The sequence below is a fragment of the Paenibacillus thalictri genome (assembly GCF_004307995.1).
GTDB classification, from domain to species: Bacteria; Bacillota; Bacilli; order Paenibacillales; family NBRC-103111; genus Paenibacillus_AF; species Paenibacillus_AF thalictri.
Genome location: NZ_SIRE01000030.1, coordinates 16308 through 40635 on the forward strand (window position 1 = coordinate 16308; position 24328 = coordinate 40635).

The following is a 24328-nucleotide window of genomic DNA, read 5'->3' on the forward strand; positions in this document are numbered from 1 at the left end:
GAATCGCTGATAAACGGTCTCAAAAACCTCCAACCCTAAAAGCGGCGTCGGGCAATCGTCCCGACGCTTTTCTTTACCCACTCATATCTTGTATCTTTTCCCCGATGCTTCTCTTTCTTATTTTGGAAAATCCCCCAGGATTTTTGAGGCGAGAGCAATAAATTGGGAGCGTTCATTCTCACTAAGGACTTCGGTTACCGTGTTAATTTGTTGTTGGATCTCACGAACGGCTAATTGCACAAGTTGCTGCCCTGCGGGTGTCATTCTTACATGGATTACACGTCGATCGTGTTTAACATTTATGCGTTCGACTAGCCCGCGGCGTTCCGCGCGATCGATCAGACCGGTAATGCTGGATTTGTCGAGGTTGAGATACTGTGCCAATTGTAACATGCTCAATTCTCGATCCCGCAAAATTCCGAACAGCCGAATTTGTATGTTCGAGACATCATGATCGGCTCCTACACGGTTAAGTATAGCTTGGACAAGGAATGATAGTTGTACTAAGCTATCCAACATCGATAGGTTTCTTTGCAACGTAGAGTTGTCGTCGTTCATCAGTAATTCACTCCAGACTAGCTGTTTCTAAACAAGCGCTGCATTAGCCCTGCATTCCAGCTGTATATAGTTACATTGTATCACAAAAGACATTGACATTGTACGTGTAACAAACTATATTGTTTGTATAACAAACTATTTTTGGCAAAGTCAAAAGGAGGTTTTTATATGTATGCAGCAGTTGTGCGTTCTTTCGATTCTGCAGCAAAATACGAAATGTTCGAAACGCCAAATCCTGACGGAAAACATGAGATTCTTGTCGACGTCGTTGCTGCGGGTTTACATCCTCGGGTACGATCGCAGGCAAATGGCTCCCATTACACAAGCAAAGAAGAGCTGCCGCTGATTCCAGGTATTGACGGTGTTGGTCGGCTGGAGGATGGTCAGTTGGTCTATTTCGTAGCTCCCGACACTTCCTTTGGGACCTTTGCAGAAAAATCGGTTGTCGATCTGCGGCGTAGTGTCCCACTTCCTGAGGGTGCTGACCCTGTTCAAATTGCTGCAGCAATGAATCCGGCGATGTCGTCTTGGGTGGCTCTTTGTCGCCGAGTTGAATTTCAGCAGGGACAAAAGATTCTTATCCTTGGAGCCACTGGTAATTCCGGACAAATGGCTGTGCAAATCGCTAAACTGCTTGGCGCAAGTCAAGTAATCGGAGCCGGGCGAGATCAAGAGCGTCTTCATTCACTTCCTGCGCTGGGCGCCGACGCAATCGTCTCACTTGTCGGGGAACCGGAAGAGGTTGCCGATCGACTGGGCGAAGCAGCATCTGAAGTCGATATCGTCATTGACTATCTGTGGGGGAAACCTGCTGAATCCGCGATGGTTCCTTTGCTGAAGAGGAGATCGGACCGAAGCCGCAAGTTGTCTTGGGTTCAGATTGGTTCGGTTGCAGGTCCAACGGCTGCAATACCGTCCGTTGCACTTCGATCTGCTAACTTTCAAGTGATCGGCAGCGGTCAAGGTGCCGTTTCTACTGCCGGGTATGTTGCCGAACTTCCCGCGTTGATCGACGCTATTGCGTCCGGAAAACTTAATGTGAACGCAGTATCGTTCTCCCTTTCTAAAGTTGAGGAGATGTGGGATGCGCCTATTTCCCACGAACAGCGGGTTGTGTTTATCCCGACGAAGTAGGGTGATTTCATGCATACTCGTGACGAAGAGAATAGGAGCTTTGGAGAATACGGTGGCGTAAAAATTTTACGTCATCCTGATGGAAGATCCGTTACCTTATTGGAGCGGGGAAATGATGAATCGGGACCTTTTTTGCGAATCGAACATCAGGTGCCCCGGCAAGGGGTGATGAATGCCCCCCATTGGCATCCGGTGCTCACGGAATCATTTGAGGTGAAGCAAGGTTTGATGCAATTTCATGTAGACGGAGTCGAGAATGTGCTGGGTTCTGGCGAACGTATAACCATTTATCCTAAGCAGGTCCATCACTTTTCGAATGTCGGCGAAGTGCCGTTGATTGGAGTGCATGAAATCCGTCCGCCTGGGCTCCACTGGGAAATGTTTGCGCTGCACCACAAGTTGGAGTGCGAAGGGAAGCTGAACCCAAGCGGTGTACCGTATAATCCGCTTTGGCTTGGCGTCATTTGGAAATACGGGGATGGATATCTTGCCAGTCCTCCGGCTGTCGTACAGAAAGTGGTGCTGGGCGGCTTAGCTCATCTTGCTAAAGTGTTTGGATACCGGATATGATTTATCATTTTATGTGGAAATTTAACTGTAAAATTCCGTGGTTTTATAGGCAAGATATGCCCAGTTCTTCCAGCCCATAGGCCGGTCTTTATTTTGTCATAATTTAAGCGAGACTCTTGAGCGATTTTAGACTATAATAAATAGTCTGTGGTGAGGATTTCGGCGCAGGAAAATAGGTATTTATACATACCTTCATTGGGAGGATTTGGATTGGTCATGGCTACCATTACTACGGAAGAACAGTCACATGAAATGAAGCACGTGCAAATTTGGAAATGCAAAGAACCCGAATGCAAGGCATGGGTTCGCGAAGAGTTCGTTACTGAGGAGAATCCCAGCTGCCCTCTATGCAAAGGCCAGATGATTCGCAGCTACAAACATCTGCCGGAAACGCCGAAAAAGGGCAAAAAGAAATTTCTGATCGGCCGAAAAAGATAACGAACGGATCAAGTCATATACAGCCAGATGAGCGCGCAGTCACGGAGGACAACCGGAGCTGCGCCTTTTTGTTTTATTTTTTTAACTTATAGTTACTTGACCGGATTCGGTTGTACGGCCGCGATCCGGATTGTCACGGTTGTGCCTTGGCCCGGCTCCGATGTGATGTGAACATATCCTCCGCTTCCCGAGAATAACCTCACGCGTTCATGCATGTTGTACAAGCCGTATCCCCCGGTCTGCTCCCCAGGCGCGGGCGGCTTCAGCAGCTTCGTCATCTTGTCCGGTGCAATGCCGGTACCGTTGTCGGTTACGGTAAACAGGAGGAAACCGTGGTCTTGACGTCCGGTGATTGTGAGCAGGCCATGTGTGCCGCGGTTTTTGTGAATGCCGTGAAGCAGCGCATTTTCGATGACCGGCTGCAGCGTAAGCTTGGGAACGATATAATCCAGCACCTCCGGAGCAATGTCCATCTCTGCCGTAAATTCATCTTCAAAACGGACGGATTGAATATATAAATAAGTTTCCGCCAGCTTGATTTCATCTTCGGCGCGCACCAGGTCTTGGCCTTGGTTCAGCGTCAATCTGAAATATTTGGATAAAGCGTCCATCATCAGGCTGATATCCGTCGCCCCGCGGCGAACCGCCATCCAATTGACCGCTTCCAGCGTATTGTAGAGGAAATGGGGATTGATCTGCGCTTGCAGTGCCTTCAGCAGCGCTTCCTTCTCATGAATTTGCGCTTGCAGCGATTGCTCGGTCAGCATTCTGACCGTTCCGATCATGTGGGAGATGCTTTTTTCCAGCATCAGCATATTTCCCTGACCTTGGGCGAACCGGGTTTCCGTATCTTCGATTCCTTCTTTGCGCATCGTATCGATCAGTTTTTTAATCCGGCGTGCCATGCTTTCCGCAATAAAAGCAAATACAAACGACAGCGTGATTACAAACAGCACAAATGTAAACAAAATCGCAATGATGCCCGATACGCGGTTTAAGGAGGTGCTTTTGGCGGAAATATCCGTTAAAGGCACCTGCACGATCATCTTCCAGCCGGTGGCCGGAATCGTATGAAACACCGTCAAATAGCCGGGATCTTGACCGCTTGCCGTAAAATAACCTTCATCTTGGCCGGCGATTGCAGCTTTTTGCTCCGCGGTTAACACGGGGTTCCGGTCGGCCCGGGAAATGACTTGGCCTGATCGGTCGGCGATGCCGACGGTTTGACCCGCTGCGAATATGACGGAATAAAACATCTTAAACGCTTCCTGCTCCTTGATGTCGATCATCAGCACGCCAAGCGGATCATCGTAGTTTTTCGGATTGCGAAGCATACGGGTCGAAGAAATAACGGGCACATCCTCCTGATTTTCCGCAAAATGCTCGACATACGGCGCCGACCAATAAATCGCCCCGTTGCGGGCCAATACCGCTTCGTACCAGCTCCGCTTTTTCATATCGTCCAGCGGGAAAAACTGGATGCCTTCGCGGGAATATTGCAGAGTGGGCCGGATAAACAGCCTGACGTAATACACCTCGCGGTTGTTCTGTGCGCTGTTGATGATCGTTTTCAGCTCATTCATCGCTTGAACCTGGCGAAAACTCGCAAAGCCGTCGGCTTCCATGCTTAAATAGCTGAACAAATTCGGATTGGAGATTAGCATATCCGAAACGTTGGCCACGCTGTCGAGCTTATAGCTGATGTTGATTTCAACTTGCTTCAGCGTTTGCTGCATGGATTGGATAAATTCCTGCTTGGCGATATCCGACGATTTTAAATAATACACGTAAAGCAGCGAGCTGCTGGGCATTAGGATCAACAGTAAATACAACGTAAAAATACGTCTGCGGACGGTGACGGCGCTGAGCAGATGCCAATAACGCTGCAGCGTTGTCATTGATATTTGCCCCTGAATTCGGAAGGGGTCAGCCCGGTATGCTTCTTGAATATTTTGCTGAAGTAACTGGAATCGCTGTATCCGACGGCGCTGCTGATGTCGTACAGCTTGTATTTCAGGTCGGCCAGCATGCCGATCGCTTTTTCCATCCGCACTTTGGTTACATATTCGTTGATCGTTTCGCCGGTCTCCTGCTTAAACAGCAAACATACGTAAGTGGAGGTCAAATATATGTGGGCGGCAATATCGTTGATCGTCAGATCGCTGTGAAAATGTTTTCCTACATATTGCTTGACCTGCTCTACAACCAGGCCCGAGTGATTGTCCCGTTTCGTATGAATTAGATTGCAAATCAGCTTGAAATAATCAAGCAGCAGCCGCTTCATATCATCGACGGTTTCCAGCCGAAACAGCCGGTCGGAAAAATCCAGTTCGCGCGCGGACCAGCTGTCGTCATGCAGCTTTAATTCGAACAACAGCCCCGAGCCGGTCAGCATCAGCTGCATGGCGGTGTTTTGGCAGTAACGCAAGCTGGCGTTGCGGTATTCGCTTAACTGGGCGAACAATCCGCTGATGAGCGCCGCCGTCTTCTCATGATCGCCTGCCTTCAGCAGCGAAGCGCATAGTTCCAAATCTTGCCCGGTGAGCCGGAAGGTTGTCCCTGAATGCGCTTGCAAACTATCCAAGGTAATAATTTGATTTTTGCCCAAGAAGAGCTTATGATTGGCCGCCTGCGAAGCTGCATAATACGATTCCGGCAGTTCGCCCAGCACTTCGGCGGTGTGTCCGATGCCGATGGTAACGCTGATTTTGAGCAGCTTGCCGAGCGTTAATTTCATGTCGCTGAACATGCCGTACAGCCGGTCGTCCGCTTCCGAAGAAGCCAAGCGAAGCAAACATACATATTCTCCCGAGCGGTTTTCGAATACGTATCCTTCCATATTGGAATCAATGACTTCCTGGCAAATGTTGATCACGGCAAAAGCAAGCAGCTGCTTCTCCCGCTCCGGCATCGGCGAAAGCTTGTCGGCGCTGTCGTCGATGCGGACGACGGCAACGATATATCGGCCTTCCGCAGGGAGTGTGATGTCGAGCAACTTCAGCTTCTCGTCCAGCGCAGCCGCCTCGCCGCCCCCGTCGCGAATGAGCGTCATCAGAAATTTTTCTTTTAATAACGGCATGCTTTGCAGCAGCTTGGTGTTCATGCGGTCCATCATATCCCGCTGTCTTTCGTCTTCGCGGATCAGTTCGACGACTCTCTCCATCACTTTGTCCAATTCGGCAAAATTAAGCGGCTTTAAAATATAATCGACGGCGTTTAGCTGAAGCGCCGATTTTACATATTCGATGTCGTTGTGACCGCTGATAAACAAAATTTTAACGTGCTTCAGCCTCGCGCGCAGTTCCATGGACAACCTGATCCCGTCCATCGTAGGCATTTTTACGTCGGTCAGCACGATATCCGGCTTCAGCTCTTCGGCCAGCTGCAGGGCGGTTGTTCCGTCGTCGGCCACGCCGCATACCGTTATGCCGAACCGGCTCCAATTCACGTAATCCCTGAGCCCTTTCCGCGTTAAGGATTCGTCATCTGCAATCAACAGCTTATACATGTTATCGGCTCCTTCTGTCACGGTTTTCCCTGATATCAATATAGCATAGAAGCGCTTTCGGAGAATGCGGCCGATCGGAACACTATAGAAAACTACCGAAAATCATACATTTGTCTAATGGCGGTAACCAGTCCGCTTCCGTACAATAAAAATCACAAGTCGGCGGTTAACCGAAGCAAAGCGACTGTGTTTTACTTACTCAATCCGTACGGAAGGAGCACATGACAGCATGTTAGAATCGGAGGTTATTGTCAAAGGGAGGCTGAAGGGGAGAAGATTATGGCAGTCAAGATACTGGAGAAAACATTACAGCTTGTATCTCATGTCGCTGCCGGGAATCGTATTTCTGCTGATTATCAAGTTTGTACCGCTATACGGGCTGACGCTGGCGTTTAAAGATTTCAACATTTTTGTCGGCAACGGGGTGCTGGATTCGATTGTCAAAAGCCCCTGGGTAGGCATGAAGCATTTTCAGGCGATTTTTACGAAGCCGGATTTTCTGCGCGTTATCAGCAATACGCTCATTATTAGTATTTACAAGCTGGTGCTGCTGTTCCCGCTGCCGATTATCCTGGCCGTTTTGCTTGGCGAAGTGAAAAGCAACGGGTTTAAAAGAACGGTGCAGACGCTTGTTTATTTGCCGCATTTCCTTTCGTGGGTCGTCGTATTCGGCTTGTTTTATTCGATGCTTGGCACTTACGGCATTGTCAACCAGCTTGTAGCGGGCCTTGGGTTTGAGCCGATCAAATTTTTCACAAATCCGGATTTGTTCCGAGGGCTGCTTGTCGTGTCAGACGGCTGGAAGGAGATGGGGTGGAGCGCGATCGTCTTTCTGGCGGCCATTACCTCCATTGATCCGCAGCAGTATGAGGCAGCGATGATCGACGGAGCCAACCGCTGGCAGAAGATGCTGCATATTACATTGCCCGGCATGATGCCGATTATTGCGTTGATGCTGATTTTGCGTGTAGGCCATATTCTGAACGCCGGCTTTGAGCAGGTGCTGGCCATGTACAACCCGTCCGTCTACAGCGTCGGCGATATTATCCAAACATATATTTACCGAATCGGACTCGGGAGGATGGATTACAGCATCGCGACCACGCTGGGTTTGTTCGAATCGGTGATCGCTTTGATCCTAATCGCTACCTGCAATACGATTTGCAAAAAAACGCTCGGAAGAAGCATATGGTAGGTGATGTATATGAAACGGAAGCGTAGGGTCGAACCTTTTGATGTTGTCAACGTTGTGCTGCTTGGCTTGCTCGGCGCGCTTTCGGTCGTTCCATTTATCCATGTCGCCGCCAAATCGGTAAGCGGAGAGACGGCCGTGTTAAGCGGGGATGTCAGTTTTTGGCCGATCGGTTTCAGTCTGAAGTCGCTGCAGTTTGTGATGATGCAGTCTTCCTTTTTTCAATCGTTTCTGAATTCGGTTTTTATTACAGTGCTCGGTACCTTGCTCAGCCTTGCCTTCACGGTGCTCGCGGCGTACCCTTTATCCAAAGGAACCTTGAAGGGGAAACGGCTCATTTTGTGGCTGTACGTATTTTGCATGTTATTTCACGGCGGGATTATCCCGACCTATATGTTGATCAAAGGTTTGGGACTGCTGAATACGTTGTGGTCGATTATTGTGCCAACGCTGATCATTCCGTTTAATATGCTTGTGGCTAAAACGTTTTTTGAAGGGCTGCCCGACGGTTTGGAGGAATCTGCGGAGATGGACGGGGCGGGTTATATGCGGATTCTCGTATCTATTGTACTGCCGGTCTCCTTGCCAATGCTGGCGACGCTGGGGTTGTTTTATGCGGTTCATTATTGGAACAGCTTTTTTTATCCGGTGTTGTTTATTAGCAAACCTGAGATGAAACCCCTGCAGGTATTTCTGTACGACATGATTACAAGCACCGAAAGCGCGACGGGCACGTTGTCCGCAGACGAAGCGTTTAATTTGTCTACGGAAGGCGTGCGGTCTGCGACCATTGTGGTATCGACGATACCGATCCTGCTTGTTTATCCGTTTTTGCAAAAATATTTTGTCAAAGGGCTGACTATCGGTTCCGTGAAAGGGTAAGGGGCGATTTAAAGAAAGCGCTTTATAAAACCTGTGGAAAGAGGGAAACTTATGAAAAAATGGATGACGGCCGTCACGGCTGCTGTTTCCGCTGTAACGATGTTGGTGGGCTGCTCCCCGGAACCGGCCAAGGAACCGGCTAAGGAGCCGGCCTCCGCCGCAAAGCCGGATAACGGCGGAGCGAAGCCCAGTTTAAAAATTTTGGCCAATTACGCGGCAAATTTGGACCCGAATAAAGATGTGATGGTGGCGGATCTGGAGAAAGCGACAGGGTATAAAGCGGAATTTTTTATGCTGCCGCAGCAAAAACCGGAGGAAAAGCTTAACATCGAAATCGCCTCCGGCGCCGATTACGATATTATCAAGCTGACGCCAACGCAGTTTTACACGTTGGCCGCACAAGGCGCGCTGCTGCCGCTTGACGAGCTGATCAACCGGTACGGAGCCAATATGAAAAAGGCGCTGCTCCCGGAAAGCTGGGATTTGGCCAAGCTCGGCGGGAAAACTTACGGCATTCCGCAAAAAAACGAACGTCCGCAAGTCGGCGCATTGCTGCAAATACGCCAAGATTTGCTCGACGGGCTGGGGCTGAAGACGCCGGAAACGGCGGATGAACTGTACAACGCTTTAAAGCAGCTGAAAGCCAAATATCCGGACAAAATTCCGTTTACCGGCAGCTCCAGCGACAGTTATGTCAACCCGACCATCGGCAGCGCATTTCAACTGTACAACGAGTGGACCGACATCAACGGGAAGCTGGTGCCGCGTATTCAAATGCCGCAAATCAAAGATTACTTCGCTTATATGACCAAGCTGTACAAGGAAGGATTGATTGACCCGGATTGGGCGATCAATAAAACGACGTCCGCCGAAGAGAAATACGTGAGCGGCAAAGCGCTCATGATGAACGTCGGTTATACGCCGGCGACGCGGATCGTCCCTGCGGTCATGAAAAATAATGCCGGAGCGAAGCTCGCTTATATTCAGCCGCTTAAGGATGCAAGCGGGGCGGCAGGCATTCAGGCGGACTACAAGCTGAACTATGTCAGCGCCGTTCCGAAGTCCGCCAAACATCCCGAAGATGCGGTCAAATACCTCGATACGAAGCTGGAGGAAAATAATTTCGAGTTTTTGGCTATCGGTCCGAAAGGCGAAACCTTTAATCTGGAGAACGGCAAATATATACCGATTATGCCTGCGTTTACCGACCGGCGGAATAACGGCTACTGGTATTTAAACGGCATCGACGAGCACCGCTACCCCGATATGTGGCTGGCCCGTCTGCGGCGCGACCCGAATCTGTTCGCCGCCTTTGAAGAGATGAACAAAAACACGGCGGTGTTCAAAACCGATCCGACTTCGCTGATGCCGCCAATCGACGAGGTTTCGAAAAATATTCAAGCGCTGAAGAAGCTGGAGCAGGACTATTTCATCAAGCTGCTGATGGGCGAAGAGAAGCTGGACGGCTATGCGGCATTTATTTCCCAGTGGAACAGCGAAGGCGGAGCCGAGATGATCAAGGCGGTTAACAATTGGTACCAATCCAGCAAAAAATAACGGCTGCGCAAGCTGAATACAAAAGGAGAGAGATCAATGGTTTACGACGTTATCGTTTGTGGTGCAGGTCCTTCGGGCACGGCTGCGGCTATTGCCGCAGGCAGGGAGGGAGCCAAGGTGCTGCTAATTGAGAAATACGGCTTTGCCGGGGGGATGGCTACAAGCGCTTTGGTTAATCCGTGGGCGGGACACGAATTTGTTCATCCAGAAACAAAACAAAGCGGCTCCATCATCGGCGGTATTTTTAAAGAAATTGCGACACGGCTGCAAGAGGCCGGGGGATACGGGTCGGCTTTGTCGAAATCCGCTTTTGACGAGGAGCGTCTGAAATATATATACGATACGATGCTGCAGGAGGCCGGGGTGGACATCATTTACCATACGGCGCTGACAGCTGCAGTCCGCGAAGAAGGCCGGATTACGGCAGTGCAGACGAATTCCAAAAGCGGGCCGGAAGAATACCGCGGGAACGTCTTTATCGACGCGACCGGAGACGGCGATCTGGCTTATTTGGCAGGCTGCGAATGGAGCTTGGGCCGTCCTTCCGACAACCTGACGCAAGCGATGACGGTCAGCTTCCGCATAGGCAATGTAGATAAGGCGGCGATGCGGCGCGACCTGGAGGCGAGGAATGTACAAGGTCTGAAGCAAGCGAGGCTGCTCGTTGAACCGTATTTTCAGAAGGCGATTCAGGAAGGCCGGCTGTATTATCCGTACCGGGAATGGGTGCATTTTTACGATTATCCGCATCCGGGCGTGCTCCACTTCAATATGACGAGAATTAACAAAGTTAACGGCTTGCTGGCCAAAGACTTGACGTTTTCCGAGATGGAAGGCCGCAGGCAGGCGTTTCTGATGGCGGACTGGCTGCGCAAGGATGTCCCGTATTTCAAGGATTCGTACCTTGAGAAGGTCGCCTGCCAAGTAGGCGTTAGGGAGACAAGGCATGTGAAGGGCCTTTATACGATGACGCACGAGGATATTGCCGAAGCGCGCAAATTCCCCGACGGCATTGCACGCAGCCGCTACTTTATCGACATTCATTCTCCGACGGGCTCCGGGTTCGACCATGAGGTGAAAAACGGCTACGGCGCGGTCGAAAAGGCGTACGGCGTGCCGGAAGGAGACTATTACGAGATTCCGTACCGGTCGTTGGTTGCGGCCGGGATGGACAATTTGCTTGTCCCGTGCCGGGCGCTGTCGGCCAGCCACGCGGCGGCCGCAGCGGTGCGGGTGATGGCCACGATGACCGCCATCGGGCAGGCGGCTGGTGTCGCTGGCGCACGCGCGGCGGCAGCCGGGATGGCGGTTGGCGACGTGGACGCGGCTTGGCTGCGCGGCCGGCTGGGATACATTGACGGGGAACCCGATTACGGCAGCCCGTGGGATAAAGCGAACTGAGATCGGCGTAAATTGAGCGCAATGTGAACTAGGAACAGCGTGAATTGAAAACAATGTGAGGTTGAAAGCAACGTGAACTGAAATCACGCAGCGATACCTAAACGACGTGGAGGTGGAGGATTTGACTCGAATACGGCTGCTAGCCGACGAATATATTCGTGTGTATGAATCGCCCGAGCCCGCAACGCTGTTTTGCGGCAGTCCCGGCATCACCCGGCTGGACAACGGGCGGATTGTAACAACGATGGATAACGGGAATCAGTGGAAAGATTGGAAATATACGCAGGTAGCCAATTTGAACAAGCTGGGCAAAGTTTTTGTATCCGACGATCATGGCGGCACATTCCGCCAAACAGGCGAATATCCTTTTTTTCATGCGCGTCCGTTTGCCGCAGGGCAGTCGCTTTACGTGCTCGGACACCGTCAGGACTTGATGATCATCCGATCCGACGATCATGGCGAGACTTGGTCTGAGCCCGTCAAGCTGACGGAAGGGGAGAAATGGCATCAAGCTCCGTGTAATGTCCATTATGCGAACGGTAATGTGTATCTGGTGATGGAGAAAATGGGCTACACCGATTTTGAAGGCTGGGGTGTGGCGTCGCTTGCGCCTGTTCTGATGCGAGGCAGAATCGGAGACGATCTGACCCGGCGCGAAAACTGGACGTTTGCTTCCGAGCTTGTATTCAGCGAAACCGTTGATGACAGCAAGCTCGATTATTTCGGCGTGCCGTTCTTCAACACGACACCTAAGAAGAAAGAGCAGGTTGCGCCCGGACGTACCAGCGCACCTATCGGCTGGCTGGAAAGCAATGTAGTGCAATTTGTCGATCCTGATCATTATTGGTACGATGCTGCGGGCCGGACATTTCACTTATGGATGCGCAGCCATACCGGGGGAACCGGCTATGCGGCTATTGCCAAGGTAGTCGAAAATGACGACGGTACAATGACCACGATGCTGGAATCCGCGCCGTCCGGGAAAACGATGCTGTTTGTCCCGTGTCCGGGCGGGCAGATGAAATTTCATATTGTGTACGATCAGGTCACCAAGCTGTATTGGTTGGTCAGCTCGCAAGCCAGAGACAGCATGACAAGGGCCGACCGGCTGCCTGCAGACCGGTACGGTTTGCCAAACAATGAAAGGGACCGGCTGCAGCTGCACTTCTCGAAAAATTGCATCGACTGGTGTTTTGCCGGGTTGATCTCTGCGGGAGCGGGAACCCAGCATTCCCGCCAATACGCTTCTATGACGATCGACGGCGACGATTTGCATATTTTAAGCCGCTCCGGCGATGAGCGGTCGGCCAATCCGCACGATGTGTATTTTGCTTCCTTCCATACGGTCAGAAATTTCCGCGAGCTTGTTTATTGATAAGGGGATGTATGCAATGCCGATACAATCGACGGTAAAACAATATATTTTCGAAGACGACCGGCCGTTTCCAAGCTGCCATGCTTCTACGCTCATCCGTGTGCCCGGCGGCGACGTGCTGGCCGCTTGGTTCGGCGGCCGACACGAGAAGGCCAGCGATGTGGCGATCTGGCTGTCGCGCCGCCAAGGCGATGTGTGGTGTCTCCCGGTCAAAATTGCCGACGAGGAGGGAATCGCCCACTGGAATCCGGTGTTTTACGCAGACGGCGACGTGGTCACGTTGTTCTACAAGGTCGGCCATGAAATTACCGACTGGTTTACACGGGTAATCCGCTCGGCGGACGGTGGGGTTACCTGGTCGGAGCCGGCCGAGTTAGTTCCGGGAGATATTGGGGGCAGAGGGCCGGTCCGCAACAAACCGATTCGCTTGGCGGGCGGTACCCTGCTTGCGCCTGCATCCATTGAACGGCCGAATCCGGAGGAGGAAGGCAAGCAAATCTGGGAAGCATTTATCGACATATCCGCTGACGGCGGCCGGACTTGGTCCTCAAGCGGCATCGTGCCGATGCAAGCTGAGTTGCTCGTCGGTTCCCGGCATTCCAATGCAAAAGGCTTCATCCAGCCGACCTTATGGAGCCCGGACGGCAAAGCGGTGCATATGCTGCTGCGCAGCACGGAAGGAGCGATTTACCGCAGCGATTCTGCGGACGGCGGCTGCACCTGGAGCGCCGCGTATGCGACGCCGCTGCCTAACAACAACAGCGGCATCGACGCCGTCCTAATGGACGGCGGTCTGCTGGCGTTGGTGTACAATCCGGTCAGCGGTTACTCGACACGCGCCCCGCGCACTCCGCTTGTCGTCGCTTTTTCCCGCGATAACGGCCTCACCTGGCAGGACGAGGTTGTTCTCGAAGATGAGCCGGGCGAATATTCTTATCCCGCGGTCATTGCCGACAACAACGAATTGTATATCACTTATACGTGGAAAAGAGAACGGATCGCTTTTTGGACAATCCGCTTGCAGCCGTAACTTGCACGTCCCGAGGAAGAATGAAACGAATATCTGGTTGTACTGTGCATCACTTGCTACAAAGAAAAGCTTCGCAAACAGGACGAATTGCAAATCGTGCCGCTAACGTCACTTTAGATGGATAGCGGAATGCCCTGAAGGGGGCGTGTTCGGGGTGGCACGATATCCGCCTTATGTGCGGGTCGGCTTTCAAAGCTTGGAACTACGGAGAAAAGTAGACCTGAACCTTGTCACGGGGCGGTCTACTTTTTCTTTAAGTACGTGAGAAGCGCCAAAACGAACATCCCAAACATAAACATGAGGGTGAGTGCGTCTTTTACTTCGATCACTGGCATCACCTCCGATCAGGAGGATAAGCCGACCCCTCCTATGGGATCGGACCGGCGGCTGAAGCCGCGGTCGGGAATGAGACGGATACGATCGTCCGGCAAAATCGCCGGACGTTTTTTCGTGTGACGGGAGTTGCAGCGTTTTGCGGATTTCGCTAAGCGGCCGGCTTCAAGGGCTAGGTCGCTCCGGAACGCGGCGTCAAGAAGAGGCCACTTCTCGCGTGCGAGGCCACCGAAAAAGTAGCGTAGTGAGCGAAATCATTCTGGAGAAGCGCCAGCGTTCGCTTTTGTTCCCGAATTTCACCTGCCAAAAGCAGGTACAATTCAAGAAATTCGGGGACAATTGGCGATCGTAAGAATGATTCGTTCATGCAGCGTTCACTTTTTCAGTGGCCTCCTCGCTTGCGGGGCCCCTCTTGGGGTATAATCATAATGCGTTTGCTTTGGGCAGCGTATAGATCCGCCAGAGGAGAAGTTATGTTGAAAAAAACGGTTGTTGTTTTGCTACTGCTTATCGCCGTATTGGCGATTGTCATCGGAGTCGATTCCTTACGTTCCCACAGCTATAAAAATCAAGTCGCCGTGCTGACCTACCATCATGTCGATCCCGAAGAATCCGAGTTTACGATTTCCGCGGAGCGATTCCGCGATCATCTTGCGGCACTAAAAGAGCATGGCTTTCACGTAATCACCATGGACGAGTTTATCGGCTTCCTGAAGGACGCAAAGCCGGTACCGGACAATGCGGTAGTCATTACGTTCGACGACGGCTATGAATCGTTCTACCAATATGCGTATCCCGAACTAAAAAAGCAAGGCATGTCGGCCACGCAGTTTTTGATCGTCAGCAGTGTCGGCAAAAAAGACGAGCAGCCGCCTTTTTTAAGTTGGGATGAAATTAAAGAAATGCGCCAATCCGGCATCGACTTTTATTCCCATACGTTTGACTCCCATGATTTCAGACCGGGGGATAAAGGAAAATCGGCCAATTCCCTGACCAGCCGTCTGCTGCTGCCTGATTCCAACCGGGTCGAGACGGACGAGGAGTACCGGCAGCGCGTGCTGGCCGATTTATCCGAAGCGGAGAAGCAGCTGCGCGGCCAGCTTGGCAACAAACTGGGGCTGCTCTGCTTGCCTCATGGCAGATATCATCGCGAGCTGATCGATTTGGCCGGGCAAGCCGGCATCAACTACATCTTCACCGGCGATTACGGGCTTAATTCCAGCAAGGACAAGCTGATCAAAAGAATTACCGCAGGTGTTCCGACTTTAACCGGCGAACAGCTCGTCAGCAAAATCGAAAAAGAAACGACGCTGCTCGGCAAAGCCGAAGATGTGGCAAAAAATACGCTACTGCAAATCCGTTACAAGTTTTTTTAACCGGCCAGGCAATGATCGGATTATAGTAAGGGATCTTATTAGTAGTTTGATCAGGAATTTCAGTGAGGCTGGCTAACGGAAAGGGCTTAACGTCTGTACTGTGCTTATGCGATTTTATTTATATGAGGTGGCCGCCGATTGTCGCGGCTGGGCGTAACGGTCAGGAGCGCGCTTATTCGGCTAAAAAGTCGAGGTTTGCCTTTTTAACGGTCAGGACCGTCCTTATTCTCTCAAAAAGTCAGGGAAACCACAGGTGACAGGAAAAATAAGGATTCCGGTGTCCATTACATTTGGCAAACCTCTGAATTTGTTTACATTGCGTCGTCCATGTCCGTTAGAGGGGCAGGCGCTGATAATAGGAGTTCTGCCGCATTGCATTATTCAGTTCACTAACCATACGCATTTTCCAAATATAAATGCAAGGCGACGAGCCACGCCCTCATACGGTTTACGTTTTATGCCCGATAGGCTCGTGCGGCTCCTCGTCCGAAGTGTTGCGGGATGTTCCCCCGGCCATGTACAACATCTTGTACTGCTGGGGGGTCAGCCCGTACTTTTTTTTGAACTTGCGGATGAAATGGGTTTGATCGCCATATCCGACCTGCTTGACGACGTCTTTGACGTTCAAGATGCCAGCCTTGAGCAGCTCTTTGGCCGAGTTCATGCGCAGCTCGTCAATATGCTCGCTGAGCGCTGTTCCGGTTTGATTTTTGAAATACCGCGATACATAAGAGGGAGACATCCCGAAAGCGTCGGCAATTTTTTGCAGATTCATCGATTCGTCAGTGAAGTTTTCCTCTGCATAATGCAGCAGTTTATCCCGCAGCTCGAAGTTTTTGCTTTCCTTCTTCTTGACGATATGTTCGGTAACCATGCCGACGAGGCGGCAGTAAGCTTCGGCAAACTGCCGCAAAGTTTCGAAGCGGTTGGCAAGCAGCGCGGCGCTTGTCGCTTTCAGCCCGCTGTCGCCGGATATTTCGAATTCATGGGTAACCTGAATCAGTGACCCGGTCAGATTGAGACAGATGCTTTTGGCTGCGTCCGGGGGCATGTCGCTGTCGTGGAGCTTCTCCAGCAACGCTTGCGCTTCCGCGCCTGCTTCAGCCGTATTTCCTTGCATGATTTCTTTCATCAGCTGCGAGTCGCTCAGCGCATGATACAAGGCCGGATTGTACTTGCCGGAAGCAATGTCCCTGTAGTAAATCACCCGATTGCCGCCTCGGATAAACCGGTAGGCCGCCGCCTCGTACGCCTCATTCCAATAAAGCGGCGTCCGCTCCAGCTCATGAAAAATGCCGCTGAGTCCGATAGTGACCGTAAACGGAAAACAAAGCTCGAAAAATTCGCGGATTTTTTCCGAAATCCGCACCGCATCCTCCTGAATGTCCGTAGCATGCTGCAAATGAAGCAGCACCGCGACACCTTTGTCATCGGCCAGCGTAATCCCGTAGCCGGATCCATATTCCAGCGCTATTTCTTCGGCGACGTTCGTAATGCTGTATTTAAGCAGATTTTGCATGGGAACGGGATTTTCCGAAACGAAACGTTCGTAATGATCGATCTGTACCAGCATGACCGCATAACTGCCGCCCTCCAGCATCAAACCGGTTGTCCTCAGATCATCTTCCCACTCCCGTCCTTGCGGAATGTTGCCTTGGAACACATGGAGCAGCACTTGATCTTTAATCATGCCGACTTTCGTCTTTAGTTGGGAGCGCAGACCGCTGTTCTCCAGCGTCACCTCTTCAAAAGATTTGGAGATCCATGCCAGCTCGTCCTGGACTGCCGTCCTGCCGCCGGGACTTTTACGATGGATGATTTCCATCAGTGCGCGGATCGGCCGATAATTTCGCGAAGCCAGCACATAAGAGGCGGCAACGCCAAGCGCAAACACAACGGCAATCGCCGCATAAAACAGCGTCCGTGTCCGTTCCACTCTCTCGATAAATTGAGCCGTTGGCATGACGACATAATACAACCAGTCCGTATGGGCGGATTCGAGTCGCACGGTGGAAAATTCCCCTTGAGGCAGCCGGATCGATTGGATCGGGACATCCGTCACCAGCCCGGCGATGCTGCGCTGCAGCTGCTCTTGATTGGGGCTGTCCGCATAAATGCCTTTGCCGACGGAGAGGATCGTTCTGCCGCTTTTATCCGTTACGAATGCGTACCCGTCATACCCTTGGAGCATGCCGGCAATCATATTCCGCAATTCAACGCCGTTCAAAATGTAAAAAATCGTCTGATACGGCTTGCCGCCCGTCGGAATCGGATACAGGTAATACCCTGCGGGCGCAGGCAGCGTATTGTTGACTGAGATCGGCTCAATTGCTCCGATCCGGGGCGCTCTGAGCTCTTGGAGCTCCTGTATAAACGCCGGTTTGCTCCAATCCGGGAACGGATAAGCGCTGCGGAAAAAATCACCGCTTTGGTAAATGCCGCTGGCCGCATACACCCGTTTCGGGTCGGCGTCATTAAGCAGCAGCCCGATGTCGAGCAGGAAAGAGCTCGTAGAGCTGTAAGAACGCAGCTCGTTGACGGCTTGAATCGCCTCATATTCGTTTTCGGTGATCAGATGCGGAATCAGCTTGGAGTTGCGGGAAATTTGCACCGAAATTTTCATGATGTCGGCGAACCGCTGGTCGACCTGATCGCGGATTTGCGTCAGCGAAGCGACGTTGGAATGCTCGACGACGCGCTGCAGCGTGTCGAAGAAGCTGGTATATACAATCCCGCCAAGCACCGACAAGAGGAGCGCGACAAGCAGGACGTACGAGAAAAAGTAACTCCAAAGCCGCGACGGCAGCACGTTTCGCGCGATGCGTGTTTTCCCGATTGCCATTGTTCAAACGCTCCTCTCGGACTTGGTCAGGCTTTGTTTACGATGACTTGCAAGCGGGCGTGTTCGGTTACACAACCTCCGGCCAGCACATCTTCCTCTGTAAAAACAGCCATTAAAATTTCTTTTGCTTGGGTTCGTTCCCGGTCATAAATGATATATATGCGTCCGTCTGCGCTCTGCGCGCCATCCGGATAAGAGACGTCCGAACGGGGGTCCAGCACCAGCTTGCCGTGCCAGCTTCGCCCGTCATCGTCCGAAAGCATCGCCGTCAGGTGGCTGCGTCCGCGGAACTGATAGTGATTAACGAGCAGCAGCCGCTCCGATTGCAAACGCCGGATAAAAAAACGTGAGCTTGGACCGCCGAGAGACGATTGTTTACCAGCCGACCAGGTCCGGCCGCCGTCAAACGACTCGCTTTCTCCGATTCCGTAGAAGGCGCGCACAAGCATCCATAAGCTGCCGTCGTTGCGTTCAATGAGCATATGCTCGTCGAAGTGGCGGTTCGGAATGTCGGCGCAGCCGATTTTCTCAAAGCTCGCTCCATTGTCGGCAGACAAGAGCACATTCGAGAACCGCTCGTCAGGCAGACGGTTCAGCTCCGAATCGTTGCAAGCCCACACCGCCGTAGGCAATAGCCACTGGCCGCCGGCCAGCACGGTCGGTTTGTTCATCATGATACCGTCGGCGATTCTGCGCGGCTCGGACCAGACCGGGTTAGCCGATCCGGAATCGGAGCAGACCGCCGCCCACACTCCGCATCTCCCATCATACCATGTGTAACATTGCGCCCAAAAGAGCCAAAGCTTGCCCGAAGGGTCGTGCCACAAGCAAGGATCGTAAGCGCGCACTTCGCCCGGCGGATCAACGACATAACGAATATCCGACCATGTCCGCCCGTCGTCCATACTTGTGACCAGCGCCACGAAGTTATCCGGTCCTTCATTGTCGCCCCCGCTGTAAAACGCCGCCCACAGGCGTCCGTTCGCCGCACATTCAATACCGGGGATGCCTTGCCATCTCCGTTCCGTATATTTGGCTTCCCCGTGCGCCTCATTAACCGGCGCGGGGATCAGGGATAAATCCTTATCTGCTTGGCTCATACATGTTCCGCCTTTCTACTTGTTCTTCGAATAACGTTCATATGCAGCCAGGTAAATGCTCATATATTCGTCGAGCCCCATCTTTTTTAAGGTGGCGACATAGTCGTCCCACTTGGAGATTGGCGCTTTGCCGGTGATGAATTGGGTTTGCATTTCCTTCACGTATTTGTCGATGTCGTTGGAGAGGGCGAGCATCCGCTCATTTTCTTTTTGCGTATAAAGGAAAGCCGGCCATACTTCTTTCGGCACGTAAGGCTGGAGGTTTTTGCCGGCTTCGATCACCTCCGGAAGTCCTTCGCCGGTATCCCAGGCAAACCGTTCCTCACGGACAATCGGATGATTGGTAAAAGGAGCGACCAAATCGCGGGAAATTGCCTGGTCCAGCGTTAAACCGTTCGGATTGTTGACAATATCCTGTACGAAACGGTATTTGCCGTCTTTCATTTCATAGGTCTTGCCTTCGACGCCCATCCAATACAGCACGGCGCCGTCCCCGTCGATGAAATAGTCGGCCCAGCGCATCGTTGCTTCGGGATTCTTATTTGCTTTAGTAATGACAAATGCGCCGTGGAACTGCAAGGAAGGGGCGATCCCTACCCACAGCTGGTCGCCGTGAGGACCCTTGAGCGCCTGCGGGATGCCTTTGAAGTCGACCCGTTTTTGCCCGGCCGGTACCGTGTTGATGCTGGGGAACGCGCCGACCTGGTCTTTGGTGATTTTGGCCGTCAAAATCGGTACGGTGTTGGTGAATATTTCCGGATCGATCAATCCTTCGGCATAAAGCTTGCGCAAATATTCCATCACTTCCTTGTACTTCGGATCCATCGGGATAAACCGCAGCTTTTTCGCATTTTCATCATAATCGACGTAAGGATGAGACTGCCCGCGGTTGTTTAAACCGTAAGCGCCGGCAATCGAGCGGTAGACGCCGGTAATATCGTTGCTGATCGGAATTTCATCGGCTTGGCCGTTTTTATTCGGGTCCTTTTCTTTAAACGCTTTCAAAACCTGGTACAGCTCATCCGTTGTCTTAGGCATCTGCAAACCGAGCGCATCAAGCCATTTCTGGTTGATATACAACTTGGTGCCTAGCAGATGCGTCGGATTAATCGAAATTTTGGGCAGCGAGTATATTTTGCCGTCGGGTGCGGTGAGCCCTTTGATGATTTCCGGATGCGCTTGCGCTACCTTTTTAAAATTCGGCGCGTATTTGTCGATCAGATCGTTGAGCGGAATAAACACGCCTTGCTCACCGTAGTTGATCAAATCCTGTGTGGAAATGCCGCCTCCGTAAAAGGCGTCCGGATACGTGCCGCTCGCCAGCAGCAAGTTTTTTTTCTCCTCCAGGTTGGCTTGCGGGATCAGCTCCCAGTCGATATGAACGCCGGTCCGTTTCTCGGCTTCGGTCCACAGCAGCTTATCTTTCCATTCGCCGTGCAGCGGAGATTGAGCGGCGACCATCTTCAGCGAGATCCGTTCTTTGACGATCGGCAGACCGGTTATGTTGAGGTTTTTGGCCGTGTCTGCGGATTTCCCCGTATCGCCGGCAATACCCGAACCGCTTCCCGCAGGGGCCGAGGTGCAGGCCGGCAGAATGGCGGCGCAGGCAAATAATGTGATCGCGGCCCAGTGGCCGGCGGATATTGATCTTTGTCCCATAAGAACCTCCTCGAATGGTTTTGCTTAAGTCCGTATTACCCTTTGATCGCTCCAATCATGACACCTTTGACAAAATACCGCTGAAGCAGCGGATACAAAACGAGGATAGGAGCGCTGGCCACAACGATGATGGCGTATTTGACGCCTTCGCCAGCGACGATTTGCTCGACCGAACCTTCGGAAGCGCCAACCATGGCTCCCATTTGATTTTGCAGCAAAATGCCTCTCATGACCAGCTGCAGCGGATGTTTTCCGGCTTCGGACACATACATCAAGGCGTTAAAAAACGCGTTCCAGTGGCCAACACCGTAGAACAACACCATCACGGCAACGACAGGCAGCGAAAGCGGCAGCACGATGCGGACAAGCAGCCGCAGATTGGAGCAGCCGTCCATATGGGCCGACTCCTGAATTTCGACCGGGATGTTCTGGAAAAAGGTGCGCATGATGATAATGTTCCACATCGAGACGGCGCCCGGCAAAATCACCGCCCAAAACGAGTTGATCAGCCCCAAGCTTTTGATAAGCAGATAGGTCGGAATCAGCCCGCCGCTGAAAAACATCGTAACCGTAAAATAGACGGTAAATGCCCCGCGCCCGGCAAAATCTTTGCGTGATAAAGGATACGCTGCGCATATGGTTAAGACGACGTTAAGCGTTGTGCCGATCAGCGTATACCGGAGCGTATTGAGATATCCGGTGATGACAAACGGATTCTGGAACACTCTTTCATAAGAGGTAAGAGTTAATCCTTTGGGCCACAGCCACAAGCGTCCTTCCAAGATATAAGCGGGATTGCTGAACGACGCGCTGAGCACAAAAATGAGCGGGTACAACACGATCAAGGTAATCAGCCCGAGCAGCAGGATGTTCGCCCCATCAAACAGGCGGTCGCCGCGGGATTGCAAATGGCCCATATTTTACTCCTTCCCGGTTACCATAAGCCGGTGTTCGTTAATTTACGGGACAAGCGGTTGACCGTCAGCAGCAGGATCAGGTTGATCGCCGAATTAAACAAGCCGACCGCGGAGGAGAAGCTGTATTGGGCGCCCAGGATGCCGCTTCGGTAGACGTAGGTGGAAATCACGTCGGAGGCGTTGATGTTGAGATCGTTCTGCATGAGAAATACCTTCTCGAATCCGACAGCCATAATGCGCCCGCATTCCAAAATAAATACGATTATGATCGTCGGCAAAATTCCCGGAATGTTGATGTGCCATATGCGCTGCCATTTGCTTGCCCCGTCGAGCATCGCCGACTCATGCTGCTGCGGATCGACGCCGGCGAGCGCAGCGATGAAAATGATCGAATTCCAGCCGGTATTTTGCCATACCCCCGAGAGCACGTACAATGTTTTGAACCAGCTAGGCTCGCCCAAATAATCGACGGCTGTGCCTCCCAACGCCACCGCGGCCTGGTTGATCAAACCGCTCTTCGGCGCTAAAAATATCGCCAGCATCCCGACCAGCACGACGGTCGATATAAAATGAGGCGCGTAGGTGACGGTTTGCACTGTCTTTTTAAACGCCGCCGATCGCAGCTCGTTCATCATTAGCGCCAGCGCAATGGCTAACGGAAAGCTGACGAGCAAATAATACACGCTGATCAGAAAAGTGTTGACCACAAGCCTCCCGAAATAATACCCTTCGAAAAACCGCTCGAAATGCTTGAAGCCGACCCACGGACTGCCCCAGACGCCCTTGGTCGCCAAGAAATCTTTAAAGGCGATCTGCACGCCGTACATCGGAAAATACTCAAAGACGGCGACATATGCGACCACAGGTAAAATAAGCGCATATAATTCCCAATTGCGGACCCACGCTTTTGTTATATGATTCACCCCCTTATGCCGATTAAGCTCAGCATAGTCCGGCAGGACGGCAGCTGTATATCGGAGCTTGGCGCTCTGACTCGGCTAACGTTTACATCCACCCAACATGCAATCGGATTTTGATGTGGTGCATGAGAATTTGTTTACATATATAAAGAAAATCAAATCGTGACGGAAAAAAATAAAACCGCCGGACAAGTATCGGCGTTATTTCTATGGAATGAGAAAATGACAAGGGCGGCAGGAAAACCACGAGGCTTGACAAAAGGGAAACGATCAACATATAATCAATACATAAAATAAGTAACTTATTAATTATTAGTTATTTGCGATATGGAGGGAATATTTATGGACAGAAGTGTGGGGACGTCAATATTAAGAATTGTGCTGGGCATTACTTTTTTGGTTCACGGGTTTGCCAAGTTTGAAACATTTGACGGGATCGCGGGTTGGTTCGTCAGCATCGGGCTGCCGAGTTTTATGCCGTATCTGGTGACCGGTGTCGAAATATTGGGAGGTATCGGCCTCATATTGGGATTCGGCACCCGCTTGATTTCCGTTGTTATCATTTTGCTGATGGCTGGAGCGATCTTTAAAGTCAAGCTGGCGGTCGGATTTCTGGGAGACGGTAAAATGGCCGGGTACGAGCTGGACCTGGCGCTTCTGGTGATGGCGCTGCATCTTGCCTTGAGCGGCAGCTACACCCTCTCCTTGGACGGTCTGCTGCGCAGGGATAAAGAAACGTCTCAGGACGGACGTACAATTTGATTTGAGCAAGACTCTAACGCCGCATTATTTAATGACATAAAAACCGTCCGGTGATGAAAATGCACCCCCAATCGTCAGTTGTGTTTGACCTTTGGGGGTGCATTTCGGTGCATTTCGCGTCACTTGGACGGTTTTATTACGAGCGGGGAGCCCAAGGCATGATCGAAACCCCGATAATACATATTATCTCTCCGGTCCACAAGCGATCCGGTTTCACCGTCCTGCCCTTAATGTGCTTGTTGTCAGCTTAAGAATACGCCACCGTATACGAACGCGCATAAGATGACCAAAGCCGGGTGGATCTTCCTCATGCTCATCAGCCAAAAGGCGACGGCTGCTATGCCAAGAGACTGCCATACGCCGATGGAATGAACCGAACCCGAGAACATCTGCCATGTCATCACGGCCATCATCACAGCAATTACCGGTTGGACAAGCAGCGTCATCCCTTTCACGACAGGCGACTGGCGGTAACGCTGCAAAATATTAATAAGTATGATAAGAGCTGCTGCCGAAGGTACGACCGTAGCCAGCGAGGTGAGAATAAATCCTGCCCAGCCTCCGACCTCGTATCCGACATAGGCGGCGATTTTCGTGGCGATTGGCCCCGGCAGCATATTGCCCAGCGCCAGCATGTTGGAAAACTCCGTATTATCGATCCATTGGTAGTGATGAACGATTTCTTGATACATCAGCGGTATGGTGGACGGGCCTCCGCCATATCCAAGTATGTTGGGAATGAGGAAGCCGAGAAGAAGATAAATCCATTCCATG

General features: G+C 51.8%; 22 protein-coding genes. 12 read left to right on the plus strand and 10 right to left on the minus strand.

Translation table 11 applies throughout. The features are described from left to right. Positions 1–117: 117 nt before the first annotated feature. Positions 118–558, minus strand: coding sequence for a MarR family winged helix-turn-helix transcriptional regulator (locus EYB31_RS32435; protein ID WP_240763116.1), 441 nt, complete (start codon positions 556–558; stop codon positions 118–120). A gap of 168 nt (positions 559–726) precedes the next feature. Here EYB31_RS32435 and EYB31_RS32440 point away from each other — a divergent pair, with 168 nt between their 5' ends. The 3 genes from EYB31_RS32440 (at position 727) to EYB31_RS32450 (ending at position 2700) form a co-directional block, all read left to right on the plus strand. Beyond that, entirely contained in the window at positions 727–1692 is a 966-nt protein-coding gene (locus tag EYB31_RS32440) for a quinone oxidoreductase family protein (RefSeq protein ID WP_131017659.1), read from the plus strand. Between the two features lie 132 nt (positions 1693–1824). Next, a complete protein-coding gene (locus tag EYB31_RS32445; RefSeq protein WP_240763117.1) occupies positions 1825–2262 on the plus strand; it encodes a cupin domain-containing protein in 438 nt (145 codons plus the stop codon). A 216-nt stretch (positions 2263–2478) separates the two neighbouring features. After that, on the plus strand, positions 2479–2700 hold the full coding sequence (locus EYB31_RS32450) for a cold-inducible protein YdjO-related protein (protein WP_131017661.1): 222 nt from the start codon (positions 2479–2481) through the stop codon (positions 2698–2700). Positions 2701–2792: 92 nt separating this feature from the next. On the opposite strand, the gene EYB31_RS32455 is transcribed toward EYB31_RS32450, so the two are convergent. Further along, complete coding sequence (locus EYB31_RS32455) at positions 2793–4598, minus strand: cache domain-containing sensor histidine kinase (protein WP_131017662.1); 1806 nt, start codon at positions 4596–4598, stop codon at positions 2793–2795. Further along, positions 4595–6208, minus strand: a complete 1614-nt coding sequence (locus EYB31_RS32460) for a response regulator transcription factor (RefSeq protein WP_131017663.1) — start codon at positions 6206–6208, stop codon at positions 4595–4597. Before EYB31_RS32460 ends, EYB31_RS32455 begins: the two co-directional genes overlap by 4 nt. A 229-nt stretch (positions 6209–6437) precedes the next feature. Between EYB31_RS32460 and EYB31_RS32465 the strand changes: the two genes are divergently transcribed. From EYB31_RS32465 to EYB31_RS32490, 6 genes are all read left to right on the plus strand, one after another. After that, a complete protein-coding gene (locus EYB31_RS32465) occupies positions 6438–7403 on the plus strand; it encodes an ABC transporter permease (RefSeq protein WP_240763118.1) in 966 nt (321 codons plus the stop codon). A 9-nt stretch (positions 7404–7412) separates the two neighbouring features. Next, the gene (locus tag EYB31_RS32470) at positions 7413–8282 is read left to right on the plus strand and encodes a carbohydrate ABC transporter permease (RefSeq protein ID WP_240763119.1); all 870 of its coding nucleotides are present in this window, start codon (positions 7413–7415) and stop codon (positions 8280–8282) included. Positions 8283–8333: 51 nt separating this feature from the next. Further along, complete coding sequence (locus EYB31_RS32475; RefSeq protein WP_131017665.1) at positions 8334–9839, plus strand: extracellular solute-binding protein; 1506 nt, start codon at positions 8334–8336, stop codon at positions 9837–9839. Positions 9840–9875: 36 nt separating this feature from the next. Beyond that, the gene (locus tag EYB31_RS32480; protein WP_131017666.1) at positions 9876–11240 is read left to right on the plus strand and encodes an FAD-dependent oxidoreductase; all 1365 of its coding nucleotides are present in this window, start codon (positions 9876–9878) and stop codon (positions 11238–11240) included. 121 nt (positions 11241–11361) lie between these two features. Beyond that, the gene (locus EYB31_RS32485; protein WP_131017667.1) at positions 11362–12615 is read left to right on the plus strand and encodes a sialidase family protein; all 1254 of its coding nucleotides are present in this window, start codon (positions 11362–11364) and stop codon (positions 12613–12615) included. Positions 12616–12631: 16 nt separating this feature from the next. Further along, the gene (locus tag EYB31_RS32490) at positions 12632–13645 is read left to right on the plus strand and encodes a sialidase family protein (RefSeq protein WP_170318289.1); all 1014 of its coding nucleotides are present in this window, start codon (positions 12632–12634) and stop codon (positions 13643–13645) included. Positions 13646–13887: 242 nt separating this feature from the next. On the opposite strand, the gene EYB31_RS41425 is transcribed toward EYB31_RS32490, so the two are convergent. After that, positions 13888–13980, minus strand: a complete 93-nt coding sequence (locus tag EYB31_RS41425) for a putative holin-like toxin (RefSeq protein ID WP_420819489.1) — start codon at positions 13978–13980, stop codon at positions 13888–13890. Here EYB31_RS41425 and EYB31_RS40460 point away from each other — a divergent pair. After that, a complete protein-coding gene (locus tag EYB31_RS40460; protein ID WP_165452732.1) occupies positions 13949–14101 on the plus strand; it encodes a hypothetical protein in 153 nt (50 codons plus the stop codon). The genes EYB31_RS41425 and EYB31_RS40460 overlap by 32 nt on opposite strands. Positions 14102–14451: 350 nt before the next feature. After that, entirely contained in the window at positions 14452–15354 is a 903-nt protein-coding gene (locus tag EYB31_RS32495) for a polysaccharide deacetylase family protein (protein ID WP_165452733.1), read from the plus strand. A 448-nt stretch (positions 15355–15802) separates the two neighbouring features. Here EYB31_RS32495 and EYB31_RS32500 read toward each other — a convergent pair whose 3' ends face one another. The 5 genes from EYB31_RS32500 to EYB31_RS32520 are packed head-to-tail and all read right to left on the minus strand — an operon-like array spanning position 15803 to position 22795. Next, the gene (locus EYB31_RS32500; protein WP_131017670.1) at positions 15803–18196 is read right to left on the minus strand and encodes an AraC family transcriptional regulator; all 2394 of its coding nucleotides are present in this window, start codon (positions 18194–18196) and stop codon (positions 15803–15805) included. 26 nt (positions 18197–18222) lie between these two features. Further along, a complete protein-coding gene (locus EYB31_RS32505) occupies positions 18223–19296 on the minus strand; it encodes a sialidase family protein (RefSeq protein WP_131017671.1) in 1074 nt (357 codons plus the stop codon). A gap of 15 nt (positions 19297–19311) precedes the next feature. Further along, the gene (locus tag EYB31_RS32510; RefSeq protein WP_131017672.1) at positions 19312–20955 is read right to left on the minus strand and encodes an extracellular solute-binding protein; all 1644 of its coding nucleotides are present in this window, start codon (positions 20953–20955) and stop codon (positions 19312–19314) included. 35 nt (positions 20956–20990) lie between these two features. After that, positions 20991–21872, minus strand: coding sequence for a carbohydrate ABC transporter permease (locus tag EYB31_RS32515; protein ID WP_131017673.1), 882 nt, complete (start codon positions 21870–21872; stop codon positions 20991–20993). Positions 21873–21889: 17 nt separating this feature from the next. Continuing rightward, positions 21890–22795, minus strand: a complete 906-nt coding sequence (locus tag EYB31_RS32520; protein WP_240763120.1) for an ABC transporter permease — start codon at positions 22793–22795, stop codon at positions 21890–21892. A gap of 339 nt (positions 22796–23134) precedes the next feature. Here EYB31_RS32520 and EYB31_RS32525 point away from each other — a divergent pair, with 339 nt between their 5' ends. Continuing rightward, complete coding sequence (locus tag EYB31_RS32525; RefSeq protein WP_131017674.1) at positions 23135–23554, plus strand: DoxX family protein; 420 nt, start codon at positions 23135–23137, stop codon at positions 23552–23554. Positions 23555–23796: 242 nt separating this feature from the next. Here EYB31_RS32525 and EYB31_RS32530 read toward each other — a convergent pair whose 3' ends face one another. After that, positions 23797–24327: a chromate efflux transporter ChrA gene (locus EYB31_RS32530; protein WP_165452734.1), complete on the minus strand. Its 531-nt coding sequence runs from the start codon at positions 24325–24327 to the stop codon at positions 23797–23799. Position 24328: the final 1 nt, after the last annotated feature.

Coding starts and splice junctions, on each gene's coding strand:
- EYB31_RS32510 (WP_131017672.1), bottom strand. CDS start 20,955: ATGGGACAAAGATCAATATCCGCCGGCCACTGGGCCGCGATCACATTA.
- EYB31_RS32515 (WP_131017673.1), bottom strand. CDS start 21,872: ATGGGCCATTTGCAATCCCGCGGCGACCGCCTGTTTGATGGGGCGAAC.
- EYB31_RS41425 (WP_420819489.1), bottom strand. CDS start 13,980: ATGCCAGTGATCGAAGTAAAAGACGCACTCACCCTCATGTTTATGTTT.
- EYB31_RS32525 (WP_131017674.1), top strand. CDS start 23,135: ATGGACAGAAGTGTGGGGACGTCAATATTAAGAATTGTGCTGGGCATT.
- EYB31_RS32475 (WP_131017665.1), top strand. CDS start 8,334: ATGAAAAAATGGATGACGGCCGTCACGGCTGCTGTTTCCGCTGTAACG.
- EYB31_RS32455 (WP_131017662.1), bottom strand. CDS start 4,598: ATGACAACGCTGCAGCGTTATTGGCATCTGCTCAGCGCCGTCACCGTC.
- EYB31_RS32450 (WP_131017661.1), top strand. CDS start 2,479: ATGGCTACCATTACTACGGAAGAACAGTCACATGAAATGAAGCACGTG.
- EYB31_RS32505 (WP_131017671.1), bottom strand. CDS start 19,296: ATGAGCCAAGCAGATAAGGATTTATCCCTGATCCCCGCGCCGGTTAAT.
- EYB31_RS32465 (WP_240763118.1), top strand. CDS start 6,438: ATGTTAGAATCGGAGGTTATTGTCAAAGGGAGGCTGAAGGGGAGAAGA.
- EYB31_RS32495 (WP_165452733.1), top strand. CDS start 14,452: ATGTTGAAAAAAACGGTTGTTGTTTTGCTACTGCTTATCGCCGTATTG.
- EYB31_RS32500 (WP_131017670.1), bottom strand. CDS start 18,196: ATGGCAATCGGGAAAACACGCATCGCGCGAAACGTGCTGCCGTCGCGG.
- EYB31_RS32460 (WP_131017663.1), bottom strand. CDS start 6,208: ATGTATAAGCTGTTGATTGCAGATGACGAATCCTTAACGCGGAAAGGG.
- EYB31_RS32530 (WP_165452734.1), bottom strand. CDS start 24,327: ATGGAATGGATTTATCTTCTTCTCGGCTTCCTCATTCCCAACATACTT.
- EYB31_RS32470 (WP_240763119.1), top strand. CDS start 7,413: ATGAAACGGAAGCGTAGGGTCGAACCTTTTGATGTTGTCAACGTTGTG.
- EYB31_RS32490 (WP_170318289.1), top strand. CDS start 12,632: ATGCCGATACAATCGACGGTAAAACAATATATTTTCGAAGACGACCGG.
- EYB31_RS32435 (WP_240763116.1), bottom strand. CDS start 558: ATGAACGACGACAACTCTACGTTGCAAAGAAACCTATCGATGTTGGAT.
- EYB31_RS32480 (WP_131017666.1), top strand. CDS start 9,876: ATGGTTTACGACGTTATCGTTTGTGGTGCAGGTCCTTCGGGCACGGCT.
- EYB31_RS32440 (WP_131017659.1), top strand. CDS start 727: ATGTATGCAGCAGTTGTGCGTTCTTTCGATTCTGCAGCAAAATACGAA.